Origin of the sequence: Klebsiella sp. K5-45 (assembly GCF_030128605.1) — a bacterium.
GTDB lineage: Bacteria > Pseudomonadota > Gammaproteobacteria > Enterobacterales > Enterobacteriaceae > Klebsiella > Klebsiella quasipneumoniae.
The window spans coordinates 251,501-268,350 of sequence record NZ_JAKUZW010000008.1 but is presented as its reverse complement, the minus strand read 5'-3'; the positions used below and the strand labels follow the sequence as shown (position 1 = coordinate 268,350).

The 16,850-nt window shown below is 57.1% G+C and carries 16 protein-coding genes; 11 read left to right on the top strand and 5 right to left on the bottom strand.

The genetic code is table 11. The annotated features are described in order from the left end of the window. The first annotated feature begins 204 nt into the window (after positions 1–204). Positions 205–1,107 carry a 23S rRNA pseudouridine(2605) synthase RluB gene (gene rluB, locus MKS11_RS18535; protein WP_004203870.1) on the top strand — a complete coding sequence of 301 codons (903 nt, stop codon included), beginning with the start codon at positions 205–207 and terminating at the stop codon, positions 1,105–1,107. Positions 1,108–1,167: 60 nt separating this feature from the next. Here rluB and cobO read toward each other — a convergent pair whose 3' ends face one another. Beyond that, complete coding sequence (gene cobO, locus MKS11_RS18530) at positions 1,168–1,758, bottom strand: cob(I)yrinic acid a,c-diamide adenosyltransferase (RefSeq protein ID WP_004203871.1); 591 nt, start codon at positions 1,756–1,758, stop codon at positions 1,168–1,170. Beyond that, entirely contained in the window at positions 1,755–2,516 is a 762-nt protein-coding gene (locus tag MKS11_RS18525; protein WP_004203872.1) for a YciK family oxidoreductase, read from the bottom strand. The genes cobO and MKS11_RS18525 overlap by 4 nt, the downstream gene beginning before the upstream one ends. Positions 2,517–2,770: 254 nt before the next feature. Here MKS11_RS18525 and sohB point away from each other — a divergent pair, with 254 nt between their 5' ends. Next, the gene (gene sohB / locus MKS11_RS18520) at positions 2,771–3,817 is read left to right on the top strand and encodes a protease SohB (protein ID WP_032455874.1); all 1,047 of its coding nucleotides are present in this window, start codon (positions 2,771–2,773) and stop codon (positions 3,815–3,817) included. Between the two features lie 62 nt (positions 3,818–3,879). On the opposite strand, the gene MKS11_RS18515 is transcribed toward sohB, so the two are convergent. Further along, positions 3,880–4,131, bottom strand: a complete 252-nt coding sequence (locus MKS11_RS18515; protein ID WP_002901761.1) for a YciN family protein — start codon at positions 4,129–4,131, stop codon at positions 3,880–3,882. Positions 4,132–4,537: 406 nt separating this feature from the next. Between MKS11_RS18515 and topA the strand changes: the two genes are divergently transcribed. The 4 genes from topA (at position 4,538) to acnA (ending at position 11,928) form a co-directional block, all read left to right on the top strand. Then, positions 4,538–7,135 (top strand): type I DNA topoisomerase, encoded by a 2,598-nt coding sequence (gene topA, locus MKS11_RS18510; protein ID WP_043521232.1) that lies wholly within the window; start codon positions 4,538–4,540, stop codon positions 7,133–7,135. Between the two features lie 343 nt (positions 7,136–7,478). Then, positions 7,479–8,453 carry an HTH-type transcriptional regulator CysB gene (cysB, locus tag MKS11_RS18505; protein WP_004203875.1) on the top strand — a complete coding sequence of 325 codons (975 nt, stop codon included), beginning with the start codon at positions 7,479–7,481 and terminating at the stop codon, positions 8,451–8,453. 245 nt (positions 8,454–8,698) lie between these two features. Next, on the top strand, positions 8,699–8,866 hold the full coding sequence (locus tag MKS11_RS18500; protein ID WP_017898677.1) for a YmiA family putative membrane protein: 168 nt from the start codon (positions 8,699–8,701) through the stop codon (positions 8,864–8,866). Between the two features lie 389 nt (positions 8,867–9,255). Then, entirely contained in the window at positions 9,256–11,928 is a 2,673-nt protein-coding gene (gene acnA, locus MKS11_RS18495; RefSeq protein ID WP_004203876.1) for an aconitate hydratase AcnA, read from the top strand. A 47-nt stretch (positions 11,929–11,975) separates the two neighbouring features. Here acnA and ribA read toward each other — a convergent pair whose 3' ends face one another. Continuing rightward, positions 11,976–12,578, bottom strand: a complete 603-nt coding sequence (gene ribA, locus MKS11_RS18490) for a GTP cyclohydrolase II (protein ID WP_004203877.1) — start codon at positions 12,576–12,578, stop codon at positions 11,976–11,978. Between the two features lie 163 nt (positions 12,579–12,741). Here ribA and pgpB point away from each other — a divergent pair, with 163 nt between their 5' ends. The 5 genes from pgpB (at position 12,742) to yciH (ending at position 16,383) form a co-directional block, all read left to right on the top strand. After that, positions 12,742–13,509, top strand: coding sequence for a phosphatidylglycerophosphatase B (pgpB, locus tag MKS11_RS18485; RefSeq protein ID WP_004203878.1), 768 nt, complete (start codon positions 12,742–12,744; stop codon positions 13,507–13,509). Between the two features lie 135 nt (positions 13,510–13,644). Beyond that, on the top strand, positions 13,645–13,953 hold the full coding sequence (locus MKS11_RS18480) for a LapA family protein (protein WP_002901780.1): 309 nt from the start codon (positions 13,645–13,647) through the stop codon (positions 13,951–13,953). Between the two features lie 6 nt (positions 13,954–13,959). After that, positions 13,960–15,129, top strand: coding sequence for a lipopolysaccharide assembly protein LapB (gene lapB / locus MKS11_RS18475; protein WP_004203879.1), 1,170 nt, complete (start codon positions 13,960–13,962; stop codon positions 15,127–15,129). Between the two features lie 190 nt (positions 15,130–15,319). Next, complete coding sequence (pyrF, locus tag MKS11_RS18470; protein ID WP_023318037.1) at positions 15,320–16,057, top strand: orotidine-5'-phosphate decarboxylase; 738 nt, start codon at positions 15,320–15,322, stop codon at positions 16,055–16,057. After that, positions 16,057–16,383 carry a stress response translation initiation inhibitor YciH gene (gene yciH / locus MKS11_RS18465; RefSeq protein ID WP_004203881.1) on the top strand — a complete coding sequence of 109 codons (327 nt, stop codon included), beginning with the start codon at positions 16,057–16,059 and terminating at the stop codon, positions 16,381–16,383. The genes pyrF and yciH overlap by 1 nt, the downstream gene beginning before the upstream one ends. A gap of 129 nt (positions 16,384–16,512) precedes the next feature. Here the strand turns inward: yciH and osmB are convergent, their stop codons facing one another. Continuing rightward, positions 16,513–16,731: an osmotically-inducible lipoprotein OsmB gene (gene osmB, locus MKS11_RS18460; RefSeq protein ID WP_002901783.1), complete on the bottom strand. Its 219-nt coding sequence runs from the start codon at positions 16,729–16,731 to the stop codon at positions 16,513–16,515. Positions 16,732–16,850: the final 119 nt, after the last annotated feature.

The window sequence follows — 16,850 nt, the reverse complement described above, 5'->3', positions numbered from 1 at the left end:
GGCGCGGTGTGGCGAACAGAAGCTTTCCCGGCGAAGTTAGTGTAGTATGTTCGGCCACGAATACGGGCTCGCGGCGAATGTTTTGCGCATGCCGGCGAGACTTTACGTAAAAAGTATATACGTAACAATGAGTTGCTGATACAGGCCTCATTGTTTCATAAAGCATACCAGACGCCTGGGAAGGCGACACCTTAAGGAAGCTCAATGAGCGAGAAACTGCAAAAAGTGCTGGCCCGCGCCGGCCACGGCTCCCGCCGTGAAATTGAAGCGAAAATCGAAGCTGGCCGCGTCAGCGTCGACGGCAAAATCGCCACCCTCGGCGACCGTGTGGAAATCGTCCCCGGTTTAAAAATTCGTATCGATGGCCATCTGATCTCGGTGAAAGAGTCCGCCGAGCAGATCTGCCGCGTGCTGGCGTACTACAAGCCGGAAGGCGAACTGTGCACCCGTAACGATCCGGAAGGACGCCCGACGGTGTTCGATCGTCTGCCTAAACTGCGCGGCGCGCGCTGGATTGCCGTTGGTCGTCTGGACGTCAACACCTGTGGCCTGTTGCTGTTCACCACCGACGGCGAACTGGCAAACCGCCTGATGCACCCGAGCCGTGAAGTCGAGCGTGAGTACGCCGTTCGCGTTTTCGGCCAGGTAGATGAAGATAAGCTGCGCCAGCTGTCGCGCGGCGTACAGTTAGAAGATGGCCCGGCGGCGTTTAAAACCATCAAATTCACCGGCGGTGAAGGGATTAACCAGTGGTACAACGTCACCCTGACCGAAGGGCGTAACCGCGAAGTGCGTCGTCTGTGGGAAGCGGTCGGCGTGCAGGTCAGCCGCCTGATCCGCGTACGCTATGGCGATATTCTGCTGCCGAAAGGCCTGCCGCGCGGCGGCTATACCGAGCTGGACCTGGCGCAGACCAACTACCTGCGCGAACTGGTGGAACTTACTCCGGAAACCAGCTCCAAGGTCGCCGTTGAAAAAGATCGTCGCCGGTTGAAAGCCAATCAGATCCGCCGGGCGGTGAAGCGTCACAGCCAGACCAGCGCTAACCCGCGCCAGGGTAATAACAGCAACCGCCGTTCCAGTACCCGCAATAAGACCAACGGTTAATGTTGCGCGTTCCGGTGGTTTTGCGCCGGAACGCGGACTTCCTTTCGCCGTATCCGGTCCTCAGTAGTCAATCCCCATCTGCGCTTTAATGCCGGCATCAAAGGCATGTTTCACCGGGCGCAGCTCGCTGACGGTATCCGCCATTTCAATAATATCGCGATGACAGCCGCGGCCGGTGATGATCACCGACTGGTGGGCAGGACGCTCACGCAGAGCGCTCAGCACCGCCTCCAGCGGCAGGTAATCGTAGGCCACCATATAGGTCAGCTCGTCCAGCAGCACCAGATCGAGCTGGTCGTCGGCAAGCATACGGCGGGCATGTTCCCAAACCGCCAGACAGGCGGCGGTGTCGCTGTCGCGGTCCTGAGTGTTCCAGGTAAAGCCTGTCGCCATCACCTGAAATTCGACGCCGTGGGGCTCCAGCAGATTACGCTCGCCGTTAGGCCAGGTCCCCTTGATAAACTGGATCACGCCGACTTTTTTGCCGTGGCCGACGGCGCGGGTCGCGGTGCCAAAGGCGGCGGTAGTTTTTCCTTTGCCGTTGCCGGTAAAGACCATCACAATGCCGCGCTCGTCCTGGGCCGCCGCCACCCGGGCATCCACTTTATCTTTCAGCCGCTGCTGGCGTTCGCGGTAGCGTTCATCACTCATTGGGCAATTCCTGGTTTACGCCCCGGTTGGGCGTCGAAGGTCATTCCCGTCTTGCGACGACTGTCGTCGCCCATCAGCCACAGATAGACGGGCATAATGTCAGCGGGGGTTTTCAGTTTCAGCGGATCTTCCGTCGGGAACGCGCTGGCGCGCATGCCGGTGCGGGTGCCGCCGGGGTTGATACAGTTCACCCGCAGGTGGCGGCTTTGGTACTCGTCGGCCAGCACCTGCATCATCCCTTCGGTGGCGAATTTGGAGACGGCATAGGCGCCCCAGTTGGCGCGACCCTGACGACCGACGCTGGATGAGGTAAAGACCAGCGAACCAGATTCGGAACGGAGTAATAAAGGAAGAAGCGCCTGGGTCAGCATAAAGGTGCCATTGACGTTCACCTGCATCACCTGCTGCCAGACCTCCGGTTTCTGTTCATCCATCGGGCAGATGTCGCCGAGCAAGCCAGCATTGTGCAGCACGCCGTCAAGGCGGGGATAGTGGATGCTGATCTGCTGCGCCAGCTGCTGGCAAGCCTGCGGCGTGCAGGTGAGCAGGTCGAGAGTAAACCAGCGGGGAGGAATACCGCCCTCACGCTCAATCTCCTCGGCGACGGCGCGCAGTTTGTCGTCGTTGCGACCCAGCAGGATAACGCTGGCGCTGTAGCGGGCGTAGGTCAGGGCCGCTTCACGACCAATTCCATCGCTGGCCCCGGTGACCAGAATGATGCGATCTTTCAGCAAGTGGCGTTGCGGTTGATAATGCACGGCGACTCCTTTGGCGATCGGCTCTCGATCGCGCTTCATCTTTGGTATCTCACTTTTGCGCTGTTATGCCTGAAAGCGCCCGCCATTGCAATCGGCGAAGCGGAAAGTATTCACAAAATTAATATCTTGCAACGATTTCAGCCTCGCCTAAAAAAACGGAATCCGCTGCGCAGAGGACACAAAGCACAAAGACTTCTCGCCAGGGGCTGATGTACACTGTGAAGCAACGTCAGTGCTTTACACAAGGTGAAAACGTGGAATTACTTGCTCAATATGGCTTATTTTTAGCCAAGATCGCGACCGTTGTCGTCGCTATCGCGGTGATTGCCGCTATTATCGTCAACCTGGCCCATCGCAAGAAACAGCGCGGTGAGCTGCGGGTAACGAATCTTAGCGAGCATTATAAAGAGATGAAGGAATCGCTGGCGGTGGCCCTGCTGGACGGCCCGCAGCAGAAGCAGTGGCATAAGTCGCAGAAGAAAAAGCAAAAACAAGAGGCGAAGGCGGCGAAAGCGCGGGCGAAGTTGGGTAATACCGAGCCGGAAGGCAAGCCGCGCGCCTGGGTGCTGGATTTCAAAGGCAGTATGGATGCTCATGAAGTCACCAGCCTGCGGGAAGAGATCACCGCGGTGCTGGCGGCGGCGAAAGCGCGCGATCAGGTGGTGATTCGTCTGGAAAGCCCCGGCGGGGTGGTGCACGGCTACGGGCTTGCAGCATCGCAGCTGCAGCGCTTGCGCGACAAACAGATCCCGCTGACGGTGGCGGTCGACAAAGTGGCGGCCAGCGGCGGCTATATGATGGCCTGCGTGGCGAACAAAATTGTCTCGGCGCCGTTTGCGATCCTCGGCTCTATTGGCGTGGTGGCGCAGATCCCAAACCTGCACCGTTTCCTGAAGAACAAAGATATTGATATCGAACTGCATACCGCCGGACAGTACAAACGAACGCTCACGATGCTGGGTGAAAACACTGAAGAAGGACGGCGCAAGTTTCGCGAAGACCTTAATGAGACGCACCATTTGTTCAAGGATTTCGTCCAGCGGATGCGCCCGGGCCTTGATATTGAGCAGGTGGCCACTGGCGAGCACTGGTACGGGGTACAGGCGCTGGAAAAAGGGCTGGTGGATGCGGTTGAAACCAGTGATGAGCTGCTGCTGGGACTCATGGAGAGCCACGAGGTTATCGGAGTGCGTTATCAACAGCGTAAGAAAATGCTCGACCGCTTCACCGGTAGCGCGGCGGAGAGCGCCGATCGACTGCTGCTGCGCTGGTGGCAGCGCGGACAGAAGCCGCTGATATAGATGATAAAACGCGAGGCTCTGCCTCGCGTTCTCATTTAGGGCGGTCTTAATCTCCGCCGGTCTTAATCGACCAGGTGATATTTGTCCGACAGCTCATGGGCGAGGTACTTAAACATATTAAATACCGCTGTACTCTTCGGCGTCGGCAGACCCTGCTCATCAAGATAAAACTCACCGCTAAACACCAGGACATTGTTGCGCTGAACGACGTCGGTAGCTTCGATACCGGCTAACGTATCCTCATGTTCGCGAATAAGTTTGTTGGCTTTTTCGAGCAGCGTCTGGCGATCGATTGGTTGGGTTGTACCTTGCATAACGGACTCCTCTTTTTCTCCACGCGTAGTTTACGCCGCGCGGCGGCACGGGGCAAATTTTCCATGGACAAAACAAGGGTAATCGTAACCAGTGGAGAAACAGCCGTTTACTGGCGTGATTCGCTTTTGCATGCTAATAAAGTTGCGTAACGAATTTTATCAGGTACAGTGTGACGCTTTCGGCGATCTGGCAACAGATTTGCTTGACATTCGGCCAAAAATTCTTCGTGCTATGTCACCTGACGAAAAAAGGTCAGTAAACTCAAGCGCCTGGTTTTACGGAGATGAAACAGGTGTTCTGGGTTGATATTCACCGACGGTGCCGCAACATATGAGGCAGTCGCCAGTGGAGGGTGTATGAATGTGCGATGTATTCCTGGATGAATCAAATTAGGTAAAGGTGAATATGGGTAAAGCTCTCGTTATCGTTGAGTCCCCGGCAAAAGCCAAAACGATCAATAAGTATCTGGGTAATGACTACGTGGTGAAATCCAGCGTCGGTCATATCCGCGATTTGCCGACCAGTGGATCAGCTTCCAAAAAGAGCACCGACTCTACCGCCACCAAAGGGGCTAAAAAGCCTAAAAAGGACGAACGTGGTGCTCTGGTTAACCGCATGGGCGTGGACCCATGGCATGACTGGAATGCGCACTATGAAGTACTTCCGGGTAAAGAAAAGGTAGTTTCAGAACTCAAACAGTTGGCGGAAAAAGCTGACCACATCTATCTCGCAACCGACCTTGACCGCGAAGGGGAAGCCATTGCCTGGCACCTGCGGGAAGTTATCGGCGGCGATGAACAGCGTTACAGCCGCGTGGTGTTCAATGAGATCACCAAAAACGCCATTCGTCAGGCTTTCGAAAAGCCGGGCGAACTGAATATCGATCGGGTTAACGCCCAGCAGGCGCGTCGCTTTATGGACCGCGTGGTGGGTTATATGGTTTCGCCGCTGCTGTGGAAAAAAATCGCCCGTGGTCTTTCTGCCGGGCGCGTACAGTCCGTCGCGGTCCGCCTGGTGGTGGAGCGTGAGCGTGAAATCAAAGCATTCGTCCCGGAAGAGTACTGGGAAGTTGATGCCAGCACCACCACGCCGGGCGGCGACGCGCTGCCGCTGCAGGTGACCCATAAGGACGATAAGCCGTTCCGTCCGGTCAGCCGCGATGAGACCATGGCGGCGGTATCGCTACTGGAAAAAGCCAGCTACAGCGTACTGGAGCGGGAAGACAAGCCGACCAGCAGCAAGCCGGGCGCGCCGTTCATCACCTCCACCCTGCAGCAGGCGGCCAGCACCCGTCTCGGCTTCGGCGTGAAAAAGACCATGATGATGGCTCAGCGCCTCTATGAGGCGGGGCACATCACCTATATGCGTACCGACTCCACCAACCTGAGTCAGGATGCGCTGAACATGGTTCGCGGCTACATCAGCGACAAGTTTGGTAAAAAATATCTGCCGGAAAGCGCGAATCAGTACGCCAGCAAAGAAAACTCACAAGAAGCACACGAAGCGATTCGTCCGTCTGATGTGAACGTGCTGGCGGAAACGCTGAAAGATATGGAAGCGGATGCGCAGAAGCTGTATCAGCTGATCTGGCGCCAGTTTGTCGCCTGTCAGATGACGCCGGCGCAGTACGACTCCACGACGCTGACCGTGGCGGCGGGCGATTACAAACTGAAAGCGCGCGGTCGTACCTTACGCTTTGACGGCTGGACCAAAGTGATGCCGGCCCTGCGCAAGGGCGATGAGGACCGGACTCTGCCGCTGGTCAAACAGGGCGACCAGCTGAGCCTGGTCGAGCTGACGCCTGCCCAGCACTTTACCAAACCGCCGGCTCGCTTCAGCGAAGCCTCGCTGGTTAAAGAGCTGGAAAAACGCGGTATCGGTCGTCCGTCCACCTATGCCTCGATTATCTCCACCATTCAGGATCGTGGTTACGTGCGAGTGGAAAACCGTCGTTTCTACGCGGAGAAAATGGGCGAGATCGTCACCGACCGACTGGAAGAGAACTTCCGCGATTTAATGAACTACGACTTCACCGCGCAGATGGAAGATCGTCTCGATCAGGTGGCTAACCACCAGGCCGAGTGGAAAGAAGTGCTGAACCACTTCTTTGGCGATTTTACCGCCCAGCTGGAGACGGCGGAGAAAGATCCGGAAGAGGGCGGCATGCAGCCGAACCCGATGGTGCTCACCAGTATCGACTGTCCAACCTGCGGCCGTAAAATGGGCATCCGTACCGCCAGCACCGGCGTTTTCCTCGGCTGTTCGGGCTATGCCCTGTCGCCGAAAGAGCGCTGCAAAACCACCATTAACCTGGTGCCGGAAAACGAAGTCCTCAACGTGCTGGAAGGCGATGACGCCGAAACTAACGCGCTGCGCGCCAAACGCCGCTGCCAGAAGTGCGGTACGGCGATGGACAGCTACCTTATCGATCCCAAGCGTAAACTGCACGTCTGCGGTAACAACCCGACCTGCGATGGCTATGAGATTGAAGAGGGCGAGTTCCGCATCAAGGGCTATGACGGTCCGGTAGTGGAGTGCGAGAAGTGCGGCTCCGAGATGCACCTGAAGATGGGGCGTTTTGGGAAGTACATGGCTTGTACCAACGACGAGTGTAAGAATACGCGTAAGATCCTGCGCAATGGCGAAGTGGCGCCGCCGAAGGAAGATCCGGTGCCGCTCCCGGAGCTGCCGTGCGAGAAGTCTGACGCCTATTTCGTGCTGCGTGACGGGGCCGCGGGCGTCTTCCTGGCGGCAAACACCTTCCCGAAATCACGGGAAACGCGTGCGCCGCTGGTGGAAGAGCTGTACCGCTTCCGCGACCGTCTGCCGGAAAAACTGCGTTATCTCGCCGATGCGCCGCAGCAGGATCCGGAAGGCAATAAAACGCTGGTGCGCTTTAGCCGTAAAACGAAGCAGCAGTATGTGGCGTCCGAAAAAGAGGGCAAAGCGACCGGCTGGTCAGCCTTCTTTATCGACGGCAAATGGACGGAAGCTAAAAAGTAACTGACCATTATCAGGCAGGAAAAGGGCGCTTTTCCTGCTCTGGCGGCCGGCAGGGGCCATGGATGCCTCTGCCGTGTCGTTTTCCTTTCTCTCCGCGCTTTCCGCCCCCTTATAACCACCTATATTATTTTTCGTTACCGGCTATACACTGTTGGTATAAATGATATAGTGGTTATAGTTAATGCCTTTTTTATTATTAAAACGTCTTATACATCATCGCTTTCAGGATGCGTTGCGGCGCCACTATGGCCAACTGCCGGGAGGCCTGGCCTTCACAGGCGACAAGTTGCCTGAACGTAAAGTGTATTAAGCGGCTTCATTTTACGCGCAAACGGATATCAGCATGAAACTACAACAGCTTCGCTACATCGTTGAGGTGGTTAACCATAACCTGAATGTTTCATCCACCGCCGAAGGGCTTTATACCTCCCAGCCAGGCATCAGTAAGCAGGTGCGTATGCTGGAAGATGAGCTCGGCATCCAGATCTTTGCCCGCAGCGGCAAGCATTTGACTCAGGTGACCCCTGCCGGGCAGGAGATCATCCGTATTGCCCGCGAGGTGTTGTCGAAAGTCGATGCCATCAAATCTGTCGCCGGGGAGCATACCTGGCCGGACAAGGGGTCGCTGTATGTGGCGACCACCCATACCCAGGCGCGCTATGCCTTGCCGGGGGTGATCAAGGGCTTTATTGAACGCTATCCGCGGGTGTCGCTGCATATGCATCAGGGTTCGCCAACCCAGATCGCTGAAGCCGTGTCGAAAGGCAACGCCGACTTCGCTATTGCTACTGAAGCGCTGCATCTGTATGACGATTTGGTGATGCTGCCATGCTATCACTGGAACCGGTCGATCGTGGTGACGCCGGAGCATCCTCTGGCCTCCAGGGGCTCGGTGTCAATAGAAGAGCTGGCGCAGTATCCGCTGGTAACCTATACCTTTGGCTTCACCGGCCGTTCGGAACTGGATACCGCGTTTAACCGTGCGGGCCTGACGCCGCGCATTGTCTTTACCGCCACCGATGCCGATGTCATCAAAACCTATGTTCGCCTGGGACTCGGGGTAGGGGTGATTGCCAGTATGGCGGTGGATCCGGTCTCCGATCCGGACCTGGTGAAGCTGGATGCGAACGGTATCTTCAGCCACAGCACCACTAAAATAGGCTTCCGCCGTAGCACTTTCTTACGAAGCTACATGTATGATTTTATTCAACGTTTTGCACCCCATTTGACCCGGGATGTGGTGGATACCGCGGTGGCCTTGCGGTCGAATGAAGATATTGAAGCGATGTTCAAAGATATAAAACTACCGGAAAAATAACCCTGTAAAAAATAATGGCATTCCCTGTGGGGAGTGCCATTAACTAGCATGGTCTTTATTTAACAACTTAAACCTCGAATCAATCACAAAATTAATAATTTCTCGCAACACGTTTGTCATTATGCCCACCGCGATCAAATAACCGGTTAAATATATTCCATCAGACCTAATTTAGCTGGATTAATCTTTTATCCATAATTAAGATTTATCTGTACCTGATGATTTGAGCAATTGGTGGTGACAATATGATAAGTAATCTCGATTACATGAAACTGGCGATGTCATACGAAAATGACAAAACCGAAATCGATCCCGTTCTGCGTAGTCGCGTATGGGGCGTAGTGTTGGTAGGGCTGGCGATGTTCTGGAGTATCATCGCGCTCACCATCTGCAACATCTGGATTGTCAGCTAAAGCTGTAGGTCATCGTTGTAGATACATGTCATTTTTATGACAGTGAAAGGAAACTGTAATATAAAATCAGTGACCGGCAATACAGGGAGAATATATTTTGCCGTGGGATTCATCCAACCTGAAATCAATCACAAGAGCTAATCAGCCAACAGGCAATGATTAGCTCTTTTTTTGTCCTCGTGTACTAATACAATATCGCTTAAACGACTCCTCTGCACTATTTTGGTGCTATTTCCTCTGCGCTCTGATAATTGCCTTTTTATCCCTCTCCGTCCTATCGCATTTAGCAATTTGGGTTGTTATCAAAGTGTTATGCCCAGCATGTGTTATCTTTAATGGAGACCCTGAGGAGAATCGGGGTATGCCATCCCTGAGATAAAGGAGGAGCTATGTCGTCAACCCTACGAGAAGCCAGTAAGGACACGCTGCAGGTCAATGAGAAAACCTGGCATTACTACAGTCTGCCGCTGGCGGAGAAGCAGCTGGGCGATATCAGTCGACTGCCCAAGTCGCTGAAGGTGCTGATGGAGAACCTGTTGCGCTGGCAGGACGGTGACTCGGTAACTGAAGAAGATATTCGTGCCCTTGCCGGTTGGCTGAAAAAGGCCCATGCCGACCGGGAGATCGCCTACCGTCCGGCTCGCGTCCTGATGCAGGACTTTACCGGCGTGCCGGCGGTAGTGGATCTGGCCGCCATGCGCGAGGCGGTGAAACGCCTGGGCGGCGATACCGCGAAGGTGAACCCGCTTTCGCCGGTCGACCTGGTGATCGACCACTCGGTGACCGTCGACCGCTTCGGCGACGACGAGGCCTTCGAAGACAACGTCCGCCTGGAAATGGAGCGGAACCACGAACGCTACGCATTTTTGCGTTGGGGGCAGCAGGCCTTCAGCCGATTCAGCGTGGTGCCGCCGGGCACCGGGATTTGCCACCAGGTCAACCTGGAATATCTCGGACGGGCGGTGTGGAGCGAAGAGGTGAACGGAAAGTGGATGGCGTGGCCGGATACCCTGGTGGGCACCGACTCCCATACCACCATGATTAACGGGCTCGGCGTGCTGGGCTGGGGCGTGGGCGGGATTGAAGCGGAAGCCGCCATGCTCGGCCAGCCGGTGTCGATGCTGATCCCGGACGTGGTCGGCTTTAAGCTCAGCGGCAAATTGCGCGAAGGTATTACCGCTACTGACCTGGTGCTGACGGTCACCCAGATGCTGCGCCAGCACGGCGTGGTCGGAAAATTTGTCGAGTTCTACGGTGACGGTCTGGATACCTTGCCCCTGGCCGATCGCGCCACCATCGCCAATATGGCGCCAGAGTATGGCGCCACCTGCGGTTTCTTCCCGATCGATGACGTGACGCTCAGCTATATGCGTCTCAGCGGACGCAGCGAAGAACAGGTAGCGCTGGTGGAAGCCTATGCCAAAGCGCAGGGCATGTGGCGCCAGCCGGGCGATGAGCCGGTCTTTACCAGTACCCTGGCGCTGGATATGGGCAGCGTTGAAGCGAGCCTCGCCGGGCCGAAGCGGCCGCAGGATCGCGTGGCGCTCGGCGATGTGCCGAAAGCCTTTGCCGCCAGCGGCGAACTGGAGGTTAACCACCTTCAGCGTCAGCGCCAGCCGGTGGCGTATACGCTGAACGGGCATCACTATTCGCTGCCGGATGGCGCGGTGGCCATTGCGGCGATCACTTCCTGTACCAACACCTCCAACCCCAGCGTACTGATGGCCGCTGGCCTGCTGGCGAAAAAAGCCGTCGAACGCGGCCTGCAGCCGCAGCCGTGGGTGAAAGCTTCCCTGGCCCCTGGCTCGAAAGTGGTGTCAGATTATCTGGCCCATGCTGGCCTGACGCCTTACCTCGACCAGCTCGGCTTCAATCTGGTGGGGTATGGCTGTACCACCTGTATCGGTAACTCCGGTCCGCTGCCGGAACCGATTGAAGAAGCAATCAAAAAAGGCGACCTCACCGTCGGGGCGGTGCTCTCCGGCAACCGTAACTTCGAAGGGCGTATCCACCCGCTGGTGAAAACCAACTGGCTGGCCTCGCCGCCGCTGGTGGTCGCTTACGCGCTGGCGGGGAACATGAACATCGATCTCACCCGCGAGCCGCTGGGACAGGGCAGCGACGGTGAGCCGGTCTATCTGAAAGATATCTGGCCGAGCGGGGAGGAGATTGCCCGGGCGGTGGAACAGGTCTCCACGGAGATGTTCCGCAAAGAGTACGCGGAAGTGTTTTCCGGTACTGAGGAGTGGAGGGCGATCAAGGTGGAGGCGTCAGATACCTACGACTGGCAGGAAGATTCGACCTACATTCGCCTGTCGCCGTTCTTTGACGAGATGGGCGTCGAGCCGCTGCCGGTGGAGGATATTCACGGCGCGCGGATCCTCGCCATGCTGGGCGATTCAGTGACTACTGACCACATTTCGCCGGCAGGAAGCATCAAAGCCGATAGTCCGGCAGGCCGCTATCTGCAGGAGCATGGGGTTGCCCGGCGCGACTTTAACTCCTACGGCTCCCGTCGCGGTAACCATGAGGTGATGATGCGCGGCACCTTCGCCAATATCCGCATCCGCAACGAAATGGTGCCGGGGGTGGAAGGGGGGATGACCCGCCATCTGCCGGACCGCGAACCGGTGGCGATATACGATGCGGCGATGCTGTATAAAGCCGAGGGGATACCGCTGGCGGTGATTGCCGGTAAGGAGTATGGCTCGGGTTCCAGCCGCGACTGGGCGGCGAAGGGGCCGCGCCTGCTGGGGATCCGGGTGGTGATCGCCGAGTCCTTCGAACGTATTCACCGCTCCAACCTGATCGGGATGGGTATTCTGCCGCTGGAGTTCCCGCAGGGCGTCACCCGTAAAACGCTACAGTTGACCGGTGAAGAGCGGATTGATGTCAGTAATCTGCAGTCGCTACAGCCTGGCGCCACGGTGCCGGTGACCCTCACCCGCGCTGACGGCTCGCAGGAGGTGATCGCCTGCCGGTGCCGTATCGACACGGCGACCGAGCTCACCTACTACCGCAACGACGGCATCTTGCACTACGTCATCCGCAATATGCTGTAAAACGAAGGGCCAGCATCGCTGGCCCTCTCTTTACTCTGTCGCCGGTATTATTCCGCCGGCTTGCTGTTGAGCAGGTGGCCCATCTTGGCGGCTTTAGTGTCGAGATAATGGGCGTTTTTCGGGTTGCGTCCGACGATCAGCGGCACGCGCTCCACAATGTTAATCCCGGCTTCGCTGAGGATTTCCACTTTTTTCGGGTTATTGGTTAACAGTCGCACCTGCTCTACGTTGAGCAGTTTGAACATATCGGCGCACAGGGTGAAGTCGCGTTCATCGGCGGCGAAGCCAAGCTGATGGTTCGCTTCGACAGTGTCATACCCCTGATCCTGCAGCGCGTAGGCGCGGATCTTATTCAATAAACCAATGTTGCGACCTTCCTGACGATGATAGAGCAGGATCCCCCGGCCTTCTTCGGCGATATGCGACAGGGCCGCCTCCAGCTGAAAGCCGCAATCACAGCGCAGGCTAAACAGGGCATCGCCCGTCAGACACTCTGAATGAACGCGGGCGAGCACCGGCGCCTGCCCTGAGATATCGCCGTACACCAGCGCGACATGATCCTGTCCGGTTGCCAGTTCTTCAAAACCCACCATCAGGAAATCGCCCCAGGGGGTTGGCAGTTTGGCTTCTGCCACACGTTTAAGCTGCATGTGATTCTCCAGATTCTGTCAGCACCTGAATGTGCTTTCTGTTTACCGCTATTTTGCCACAACGCCGGGACGTTCTCCTAATCGCGAACGGTTAGCCGCGCGGAAAGCGCACAAACGATCTACTTTCCGCTATGATGTTCATCTACAAAGAGAAGGAGAGAAAATGCTGTTGATTGCCCGACGAACCGCTCTTGCGGCGGCGCTGCTTCTGGTCATGCCCCTCACGGTCTGGCTGTCTGGTTGGCTGTGGCAGCCAGGACTACCGGTGGCATGGCTGAAAAGCCTCTGGTGGGTGACGGAAACGGTGACCCAGCCGTGGGGAATCATCACCCATGTTGTGCTGTGCGCCTGGTTTCTCTGGTGCCTGCGCTTTCGCCTGCGCGCGGCGCTGATCCTGTTCCTCATTCTTGCCGCCGCCATCCTGGTGGGACAGGGGGCCAAATCCTGGGTCAAGGCGCGGGTCCAGGAGCCGAGACCGTTTGTCATCTGGCTGGAAAACACAAGGCAGGTGCCGGTGACGCAATTCTACGCGTTAAAGCGCAAAGAACGCGCTAAACTGGTGCATGAGCAGCTGGCGCAGGCGCAGGACATCCCGCCGTTTTTACGCAAACACTGGCAGAAAGAGACCGGGTTTGCCTTCCCGTCAGGCCATACGATGTTCGCCGCCAGCTGGGCGCTGCTCGCTGCCGGGCTGTTGTGGCCGCGTCGGCGCTGGGGCACGATCGCGGTACTGCTGGCGTGGGCGACGGCGGTGATGGGCAGTCGCCTGGCGCTCGGCATGCACTGGCCGCTGGATCTTATTGTCGCCACGCTGATTTCCTGGGTGCTGGTCACGGTGGCCTGCTGGCTGACGCAGCGTCTTTGCGGGCCGCTCTCGCCGCCGGGGGAAGAGGCGCAGGATATTAAAAAAAGGATGCCTGAAGCGGAATAATGTTGATTTTAGCGGCATCCGACCGCATATCCTGTAGAGTTGCCGTGCTTTTTCGTTCCACCGCTGCGGCGAAAATGATACTTTATAGGGCTGAAAGCGGGCTTTTTTCGCGCAACCCACAGAACGGGAAGTCATGTGAAATATTTACTCATTTTCTTACTGGTATTAGCAATCTTCGTCATTTCAGTGACGCTGGGGGCGCAGAATGACCAACAGGTCACTTTCAACTATTTGCTCGCTCAGGGTGAATTCCGCATTTCGACGCTACTGGCGGTGCTGTTTGCCGCAGGCTTTGCCATCGGCTGGCTGATCTGCGGCCTGTTCTGGCTGCGGGTGCGCGTCTCGCTGGCGCGCGCGGAGCGGAAAATTAAGCGCCTTGAGCACCAGATTGCCCCTGTCAGCCCGGCGGCTGTCGACGCAGGCGTGCCTGCGGTGAAGGAATAACCTCTTATGCTGGAGTTGTTGTTTCTGCTTTTACCCGTTGCCGCCGCCTACGGCTGGTACATGGGGCGCAGAAGTGCACAACAGTCCAAACAGGACGACGCGAGCCGCCTGTCACGGGATTACGTGGCGGGGGTGAACTTCCTGCTTAGCAACCAGCAGGATAAAGCCGTCGATCTGTTCCTTGATATGCTGAAAGAGGATACCGGTACCGTTGAGGCCCACCTGACGCTCGGCAACCTGTTCCGCTCGCGCGGTGAGGTCGACCGCGCGATCCGTATCCACCAGAGTCTGATGGAAAGCGCATCGTTAACCTACGATCAGCGCCTGTTGGCCGTCCAGCAGCTGGGGCGCGACTATATGGCCGCCGGGCTGTATGACCGTGCGGAAGACATGTTCAAACAGCTGGTGGATGAGACTGATTTTCGCCTCGGCGCGCTGCAGCAACTGTTGCAGATCTACCAGGCGACCAGCGACTGGCAGTCGGCTATCGAGGTGGCTGAGCGGCTGGTGAAGCTGGGCAAAGAGAAGCATCGTGGCGAAATCGCCAACTTCTGGTGCGAACTGGCCCTGCAGCAGATGGCGGCCAACGATCTGGATAAGGCGATGGCGCTGTTGAAGAAAGGCGCCGCCGCGGACCGCAACAGCGCCCGGGTGTCGATCATGATGGGTCGGGTGTGGATGGAGAAGGGCGACTACGCCAAAGCGGTGGAAAGCCTCGAGCGGGTTATCGATCAGGATAAAGAGCTGGTGGGTGAGACGCTGGAGATGCTGCAGACCTGCTATCAGCAGCTCGGCAAAGCCGATGAATGGGAAGTTTTCCTGCGCCGCTGCGTGGAGGAGAACGCCGGAGCGACCGCCGAACTGATGCTGGCGCAGATCCTTGAGCAGCGGGAAGGCGTCGAAGCGGCGCAAAACTACGTCACCCGGCAGCTGGAACGCCACCCGACCATGCGCGTCTTCCATAAGCTGATGGACTACCATCTCAATGAAGCGGAAGAAGGACGGGCGAAAGAAAGTCTTGGGGTGCTGCGAAACATGGTCGGCGAACAGGTGCGTAGCAAACCGCGCTACCGTTGCCAGAAATGCGGCTTTACCGCTCATACTCTCTACTGGCATTGTCCGTCCTGCCGCTCCTGGGCGACCATCAAACCTATTCGCGGCCTCGACGGCCAGTAAGGTCAAAAAAACAGACGCTTTAGTTACAACATACTTATCATTTCTTTCCCGTCGCCGCCTGCAGCCCCGGCATCGCCGTCGTCCGCGCAGGGCAAAACAGCAGCCTGTTATTTTGTTAGCTTCACAGGTAGAATGCTGCCCGTTTACCTTTTTTGCGCCCTCTGGCGCCCATCAACACTAAGGTCTGGTCATGACGTCAACAGCTATCCCATCTTCCCGCGCTGTCACTTCCTCTCCCGTTGTGGTTGCGCTTGACTATGATAATCGCGATAAAGCGCTGGCATTTGTCGACCGCATCGACCCGCGCGACTGCCGCCTGAAGGTGGGCAAAGAGATGTTCACCCTGCTGGGACCGCAGTTTGTCCGCGATCTGCATCAGCGTGGGTTTGAGGTGTTCCTGGACCTTAAGTTTCACGATATTCCCAACACCACCGCCCGCGCGGTGGCGGCGGCGGCCGAGCTTGGCGTATGGATGGTGAATGTCCATGCCTCCGGCGGCGCACGGATGATGACCGCGGCACGCGAAGCGCTGCTGCCTTTTGGTCAAGACGCGCCGCTGCTCATCGCCGTCACCGTCCTTACCAGCATGGAGTCCAGCGATCTGCAGGATCTGGGCATTACCTTATCTCCGGCTGATTACGCGGCGAAGCTGGCGGCGCTGACCCAACGCTGCGGCCTCGACGGGGTGGTGTGTTCAGCTCAGGAGGCGGTACGCTTTAAGCATGAGCTGGGACAGGCGTTTAAGCTGGTCACCCCGGGTATCCGTCCGCAGGGCAGCGACGCTGGCGATCAGCGGCGGATCATGACGCCTGAGCAGGCTCAGGCGGCAGGGGTGGACTATATGGTCATTGGCCGCCCGGTTACCCAGTCGACCGATCCTGCCGCGACGCTGCGGGCGATCAACGATTCTCTGCGCAAGGGGGCATAATGAGCGATTCCAACAGCCGCCTGGTCTACTCCACCGAAACCGGGCGTATCGACGAGGCGAAACCGGCGCCGGTGCGCCCGAAAGGCGACGGCATAGTGCGGATCCAGCGCCAGACCAGCGGCCGCAAGGGCAAGGGCGTCTGTCTGATTAGCGGGATTGATGCCGACGATGCGGCACTCACTGCCCTGGCGGCAGAGCTGAAGAAGAAATGCGGCTGCGGCGGCGCGGTGAAAGAGGGTGTGATTGAGATCCAGGGCGACAAACGGGATTTACTTAAGGCGCTGCTAGAAGCGAAAGGGATGAAAGTGAAGTTAGCTGGCGGCTAATCGTTTTTTCAACCCTAATTAATGGCCAGGTGAAATAACAAGGCCGCGGTGAATGCCGCGGCCTTGAATGATTTAACGTGCGTAAGTCAATTCGTATGAATTATTCTTTTATTTCGTCAGGTAATTATATTATTTGCCGACCTGGTGACCAATAATACCACCGACTGCTGCGCCACCCAGGGTACCGAGTGCGCTACCGTCAGTTAACACCGCACCGCCGATGGCGCCGGCGCCTGCACCGATTGCAGTGTTACGATCGCGTTTAGACATGTTAGAGCAAGCGCTCAGAGACATTGCTACAGTGACAGCCAGAACAACAGCAGCCATTTTTTTGCTCGTTGAAGTCATCATTTTTTTCTCCTGAATAATCTATTCATGGATTACGGCGCTCCTTTAAGCATAGCCTGATAAAGCAGCTTTAGGGCAATTCCATGAAGTTAGGGTGCGCAGGTATCACGAAAATCACG